The sequence below is a fragment of the Pseudoalteromonas aurantia genome (assembly GCF_005886875.1).
Lineage (GTDB): Bacteria > Pseudomonadota > Gammaproteobacteria > Enterobacterales > Alteromonadaceae > Pseudoalteromonas > Pseudoalteromonas aurantia_A.
This window is the reverse complement of the sequence record NZ_PNBY01000004.1, coordinates 1-6,431: the sequence shown is the minus strand read 5'-3', so window position 1 is coordinate 6,431 and position 6,431 is coordinate 1. Positions and strand designations below refer to the sequence as shown.

Here is a 6,431-nt window from a genome sequence, read left to right as displayed (position 1 = left end):
GCTGAGTCTAGCCGCTCACCCTGAAGGAACTTATGAGACAGTATGGTGCCTTTAAACAGCTTATGCCATCTGATAATAATCGCTTTATCACTCAGCCTTTTAGCTTTTATATCATTTACATAAAGCACTGTGTGAGTATGGTTACTCATCACCGCATATGCACATACATCAATACAAAATACTTTGGCAAGTTCCAGTAGTTTGTCTTCTATCCAGCCTCTTCTGTGTTCATAAGATTGCCCTGTTACCTTATCTTCACCACACAAATAGGCACGACGAACACAGCGTGAAATACAATGGTAATATTTGGTATCAGTTAAACTCACTTGTCTTTTACGTGCTGTCGCCATGAGGGAAAACGCCTCTCTTTTAAGCTGAATTTAAAAGATAGGTGATGAATGAAAAACAATCAAATTTGAATGGGTGTCAGTTAAAATTCAACAGGTAATCCCCCCAAAAATCCACACTTTGAGATTCTGGAAAATTAGCCCACGACTTCAATTCACTCTTGTTAAAGCGCTTTATATATCGCTCTATAATTGCAAGCCTACAATTTTCACTCAACCGGTCAACTTTGGCTGTTAGTTACTTTCTGTGTGCTGGTTAATGAATACAGCTATTTCTTAATTCCATTCCCACTACAAACGTTTTGAAATAGTGTTTTTGGTGACTTATATGGCTTAATTGCAACTATTACATCTTCTGCTAAAAACATGCTGAGAATGAAATGTCCAAGCCTTGCATTCGCTCAGAATTAACTAGCGCGCCAAAACAGTGATCTAACTGGTTACGAAAAGTAGGGCTTACTCATAGAACGCCATATTAACTCAGGCATTTTTTCCTAGACAAATGCTGATGGCAGGAGCCGATCCTACTTGGTTATCAAAACAACTTGGGCATACAGACTGGGGGGGATAATAAGACAAACCTATGCTACATAGATAGAAGTAGAGAAGCTGGAACATAGGGACAAAATTGCCAAAAAGCGAGGGCAAAATGTCCCAAGTGTGTCCCAAGCGACCTTAGAGGTCGTTTAAGTGACTAATTTAAATGAAAAATCACCTAGAACGGCATTTTCATACCAGGTGGTAGTTGCATACCGCCTGTTACGTCTGCCATTTTTTTCTCTGACGCTTCACCTACACGGCGCACTGCGTCGTTCACTGCAGCGGCAAGTAAATCTTCAATCATGTCTTTGTCGTCTTCCATGAGACTTTCGTCAATTTCAACACGACGTACATTGTGGCTGCCTAGCATAGTGACTTTCACTAAACCTGCGCCCGCTTCACCTGTTACTTCTAGATTCTTAATTTCGTCTTGGGCTTTTTGCATGCGCTCTTGCATTTGCTGCGCTTGCTTCATCATGTTACCCATTCCACCTTTAAACATAATTATACTCTCTTACATCAAATCAAAACTGGCTAAAAGATAAGGGCGATTGTAACTGATTACAACGCCTGAATCGTGTTTTCATCAATAACCGCTGCAAACTCTTGTACAAACTGTACAACATTTGCGTCTTGGTTAATCACATCCACAGCTTGTTGATAACGCTGTGCATCTATTTTCTGTTGGATCAAAAATGGCGAATCAATAACGCCTGGGGCAAAATTAATATCGACCTGTACTTCATGCCCATAAATATCACTTAATGAAGCAATCAGCTTTTGCCGCAATATCGCGCTATCTAAATGCTGTTGTGAGGCATCAACATCTAATTTAATACCATTGTGTTCTTTATTAAAAATCGAATGTAACGCAAATTGTCGCATTCTACCACCCAGACACATGCGCTTAATTAAGTGCGCCCATTCGTCTTGTTGATGGGCAAAGCGAATGTCACTGATTGGGCTACTAAAATCATCCGGTATCGTAACTTGTTCAATAACCTGAGTTGTCGGTTCCGCTTTTTTTACTGGTGATATTTGTTCTAATAACTCCGGTGCTAAGTTCTCTGTTTTTGCTTTATGCTTTTGCGCAAACGGCACTTTTTTATCTGGCTTAGCAAAAGTCTGTGCTGGCTTTACTTCTGGTTTTTGTGGCGCATTATGCGCCGTCGGCTTTTTTGGCTCATCACCTTTAGGCTGTAATAGCTGACCGGCCCCTGAAATATTGCGATTTTGCAATATTTTCGCTATCGCTGAATTCGCATTCGCTTGCTTATGCTCAAGCGAACTTTCGTCTACATTAGGTTGCTGAGCTATCTCATTGCCTGGTGCAGCTGCGCTTGGAGGCTCGTTAAACCCTTGTTCAACCGCTTGACTCATCAACGCATTATATTCACTCGCACTGTTTTGCTCTGCATATTCTGCCTCTGGTACATGCGATGATACTTGCTCAGCTGTTTCCACAGAAGTCGCGCTGGGTACTTCTGCATTTATATGCGCACTGGGCGCTGTTTGCGTTTGAGGCTGCTCAGTCGGTTTATTCTGAGTCTGGTGCTGTATATCAGCTTGAGGTGAACTGCGACGTACAGATTCATCACTTGGCTGTTTGGGTTCTGGTGACTTCGTAGCAGGCTGTGACTGAACCGCAGGCTGTGCTGGTTTATTAAACAAAGCCCTTAAGTCACCTACTTTTGACTTCGCTGGTGCAGCCTCTGTAGCTTGGCGTGCAACAGGCTGAGACATATCACTTTGCTCAAATGCCAATAAACGCAACATCACCATTTCAAAGCCCAGTTTTTGCTCTGGTGCCCACTTTAAGTCTTTTTTACCATTAAGCAGCAATTGGTAAAATAACTGGATCTGTTGTGCATTCGTTTGCTGCATTACAGCCACTACATCGTCTTCTTCAAATTGGCTAAACTGAACAGCTTGAGGGACTAATTGTGCGAGTTGTATCACATGGCATAAAGCGATTAAATCGTCTAATACACTGACAAAATTGCCATTTTTTAGTGCTATATTTGCTACTTCTTCTAATACTAAGGCGCCGTCTTCGCAAAGCACTGCTGATAACAGTAATAAAGCATGTCGGCTATCCATCAAACCTAACATTTGCTGTACAGCTGCAACGTTCAGATCACCGTTTGTTTGTGCTATGGCTTGATCAGTTAAACTCAAACCATCGCGCATACTGCCATCGGCGGCTTTTGCCAATATTTGTAGTGACTGAGTGTCAAACTTTACACTCTCTTGCGGTAAAATATTCTCTAGCTGAGCTGTTATCTCACTTTGAGACAAAGCATTTAAATTAAATTGTAAACACCGCGATAGAATCGTCACGGGTAATTTTTGAGGATCGGTCGTGGCTAATAAAAACTTTACATGCTCTGGTGGCTCTTCAAGCGTTTTAAGCAACGCGTTAAAGCTGTGTTTAGACAACATATGCACTTCATCTATTAAATAGACTTTGTATCGACCTCTGGTAGGTGAATACTGTACGTTATCTAAAATTTCTCGGGTATCTTCTACTTTGGTGCGCGAAGCTGCATCAATTTCAATTAAATCGATAAACTTGCCAACCTCTATGTCTTGGCAACTGCTGCACTGCCCACAAGGCGTAGAAGTGATCCCTTGCTCGCAGTTTAAGCTTTTTGCAAAAATACGGGCGATGGTAGTTTTACCAACGCCCCGAGTCCCAGTGAATAAATAAGCGTGGTGCAATCTTTGCTCATTTAATGCATTGACCAAAGCTTGCTTAACATGCTCTTGACCAACTAATTGATGAAAGGTTTGCGGACGCCATTTTCGAGCTAGGACCTGATAACTCATATTATTCGCCTTCGAACTCAACCAAGGTGAACACGTTAATACCTAAACCTTTAACGCGCTCTTCACCACCAAGGCCTGGTAATGAAATAACAAATGCACCGTCAGTCGCTTTACCGCCTAAACGTTCAACTAACTTTGCTGTGGCTTCAATCGTGCCACCCGTTGCTAGCAAGTCATCTACGAGTAATACTTTATCACCTTCAACGATAGCATCAGTATGGAGCTCTAGTGTGTCTTCACCGTATTCAAGTTGATAAGATTGACTGATCACTTCTCGTGGCAATTTTCCTGGCTTACGTACCGGAATAAACGGAATGCCCAATGCATATGACAAAGGCGCTCCAAAAATAAAACCACGAGACTCCGTCCCGATGATTTTTGTGAACCCTTGGTCTTTGTATTTTTCGATAAAGCAATCAATGGTTGCTTTAAGTGCTTCAGGGTTTGCGAGTAACGTTGTTACATCGCGGAACATAATGCCTGGTTTAGGATAATCAGGGATCGTTGCAATACTGTCTGCAATTAAAGACAAGTTAGCTTTAGTCATAATTAGGAACTTTGTTAAATAAATTATCAAAGAAGTGATTATAACAAGAATGGCCAAACATGAAATGCCAGTCGCGACTATTATCAAAAACAAACTAAATAACTGGTCAAACAAGCAACAAAAAAGGTTGCAAAATTGCAACCTTTTCACCTGGATGTCATTTACCTATGCGCTTAAGCTGATCCAACCTAAAATCGCATTTAAACAACCAACCACTGCAAACACCGCTAGAAATGCAAAAAAGTATGTTGCATTGAACGGATCTTTGAAATCACCTTCAGACATAGTAATTACCTTAATTAATAACACGACTAAACGGAGCACATAATAATCTATCTGAAATAGTCAATAAAGGTGTAAATGTCAGTTTTTTGAAGCAATAATTTTTAATTCAGCCATTGCACTCAAAGTTTGCTGTGCACCAGCACTTAATTGCTCATAACTGAATTGCGGTAATTGTATCGCAACCTCTTCAACCAAGGTTGCCAATGTAATACCAGGCTGTTGTTCTAACTGATTAAGTAACAATGCCGTCATTGGGTTAGATGAAATAAATGCCACTTCCTCATCGGCATCTCTGTATACGACAAAGTAATGCGGTTGTTCACTGGCATCAACAGGCATGAAATCCTGACTAATTTGATGCACCGGAAACGTGTAACTTAAATTTCGTGCGGTGTCGCGTAAATATAAAGGCTGTGATACCCAGTCTGTAATATCACAGTAATCATCAGTACTCTGATAAACTGCCACATCTAATTCGACCCATTCATAATGGGCCAACTCAAGCATAAACACAGGGTCCTGCTCAGTTACATTATATGTATGCTGTAAAAAAACTAAAAACTCTTTGCTAATATCTAAAAAGTAAGGGCTTTTACAATCATGTCGAACAAAAAACTGCCTAACTATTGACGACCAGTAGGCGTCTTCATACAAACTTTTTAAAACAGGAAAAGCTGAAGCAACAAATCCTTCAATATTATTAAAAAATAAATCGTTATATATTTTAATTCGACGCTCAGACACATCATCTGGCTTTGCATTGTGCTCTGGGTTGCGAATATGCGCCATAAACGCCTGCTGCACTTCGATAAAAGACATTAAGCAACCCCATTACTATTTAGTTGAGCAGCTTGTAGTGCATGAATATGGCTTAACTCTGCACTTAGCTCTGCAATATCAGGAATATTAAAATCCCTTTCTAGCAAAGTTGGAAAGACGCCATGATGCTGATATGTTTTAGCAAGCAGGTCCCAAACAGGATCACAAACAGGTGCGCCGTGTGTATCAATTAATAAATCTTCAGCTTCGACAAAATGGCCTGCCACATGACCATATGCAATTCGGTCTGTTGGCATTGCTTGCATAAATGCTAACGCGTCATAGTTATGGTTTATGCTATTAACATAAATATTATTCACATCTAACAATAAATCGCATTGTGCTTCTTCTAATACCGCCAAAGTAAATTCAAGCTCTGACATCTCTTGCCCTGGCGCGGCATAATAAGACACATTTTCAACCGCAATCTTGCGCTCTAAAATATCTTGCACACGTCGTATTCTATCAGCAACATGATTAACCGCTTCTTCAGTAAATGGAATGGGCATCAGATCGTACATATGACCACTGCCAGAGCAGTAGCTCAAGTGCTCGCTGTACAATAAAATATTATGTTCATCGAAGAATTGTTTTAACTCTTTAACAAATGCCACATCAAGTGCATTTGGTGAGCCTAATGACAGTGATAAGCCGTGACAAATAAACTGATGCTGCTGAGTTAGTGCCTTAAACTGCTGGCCAAATTTCCCCCCCATTTTTAACCAATTTTCAGGGGCGACTTCAAAAAACTGAGAATCAGCTGGAGGAGACAATAAAAAATCGTCCAACATTTCTCGTCTTAACCCTAAGCCGACATTTCCTAATGGGAACTGCAACATCTTTTCTCCTTATTTGGGGCAGCCAGCGCTACCCCAACTCTCAGTGCTTAGTGTGAACCACCGCACTTACCTTCACCACATTTGCCTTCTTTTTTACCTTTTGCGTCGCCGCCACATTTAGATCGGAAGCGCTACCGTCAGAAATAGAGTAAAACCTATAGCGCTCGTATGCCGTCGACTGCATGAAATAATAAATGGGGGGGGGGGGGGGCGGGCCGGGGGGCG

5 protein-coding genes and 2 pseudogenes are annotated in these 6,431 nt (G+C 41.2%); all 7 read right to left on the bottom strand.

Annotated elements, in window-relative coordinates; all coding sequences use genetic code 11:
• Positions 1-350 (bottom strand): annotated as a pseudogene (locus CWC18_RS00200) (transposase); the annotation flags it as partial.
• A 712-nt stretch (positions 351-1,062) separates the two neighbouring features.
• The gene (locus CWC18_RS00195) at positions 1,063-1,389 is read right to left on the bottom strand and encodes a YbaB/EbfC family nucleoid-associated protein (protein ID WP_010365021.1); all 327 of its coding nucleotides are present in this window, start codon (positions 1,387-1,389) and stop codon (positions 1,063-1,065) included.
• 59 nt (positions 1,390-1,448) lie between these two features.
• Positions 1,449-3,716, bottom strand: a complete 2,268-nt coding sequence (dnaX, locus tag CWC18_RS00190; RefSeq protein WP_138674435.1) for a DNA polymerase III subunit gamma/tau — start codon at positions 3,714-3,716, stop codon at positions 1,449-1,451.
• Position 3,717: 1 nt separating this feature from the next.
• Positions 3,718-4,263 carry an adenine phosphoribosyltransferase gene (gene apt / locus CWC18_RS00185; protein WP_010365019.1) on the bottom strand — a complete coding sequence of 182 codons (546 nt, stop codon included), beginning with the start codon at positions 4,261-4,263 and terminating at the stop codon, positions 3,718-3,720.
• A gap of 363 nt (positions 4,264-4,626) precedes the next feature.
• Positions 4,627-5,367, bottom strand: a complete 741-nt coding sequence (locus tag CWC18_RS00180; RefSeq protein ID WP_138593070.1) for an HvfC family RiPP maturation protein — start codon at positions 5,365-5,367, stop codon at positions 4,627-4,629.
• Positions 5,367-6,206: an HvfB family MNIO-type RiPP peptide maturase gene (locus tag CWC18_RS00175; protein WP_171040996.1), complete on the bottom strand. Its 840-nt coding sequence runs from the start codon at positions 6,204-6,206 to the stop codon at positions 5,367-5,369. Before CWC18_RS00175 ends, CWC18_RS00180 begins: the two co-directional genes overlap by 1 nt.
• A gap of 47 nt (positions 6,207-6,253) precedes the next feature.
• Positions 6,254-6,322 (bottom strand): annotated as a pseudogene (locus tag CWC18_RS21895) (HvfA family oxazolone/thioamide-modified RiPP metallophore); the annotation flags it as partial.
• Positions 6,323-6,431 lie beyond the last annotated feature (109 nt).

Coding starts and splice junctions, on each gene's coding strand:
- CWC18_RS00195 (WP_010365021.1), bottom strand. CDS start 1,389: ATGTTTAAAGGTGGAATGGGTAACATGATGAAGCAAGCGCAGCAAATG.
- dnaX (WP_138674435.1), bottom strand. CDS start 3,716: ATGAGTTATCAGGTCCTAGCTCGAAAATGGCGTCCGCAAACCTTTCAT.
- apt (WP_010365019.1), bottom strand. CDS start 4,263: ATGACTAAAGCTAACTTGTCTTTAATTGCAGACAGTATTGCAACGATC.
- CWC18_RS00180 (WP_138593070.1), bottom strand. CDS start 5,367: ATGTCTTTTATCGAAGTGCAGCAGGCGTTTATGGCGCATATTCGCAAC.
- CWC18_RS00175 (WP_171040996.1), bottom strand. CDS start 6,206: ATGTTGCAGTTCCCATTAGGAAATGTCGGCTTAGGGTTAAGACGAGAA.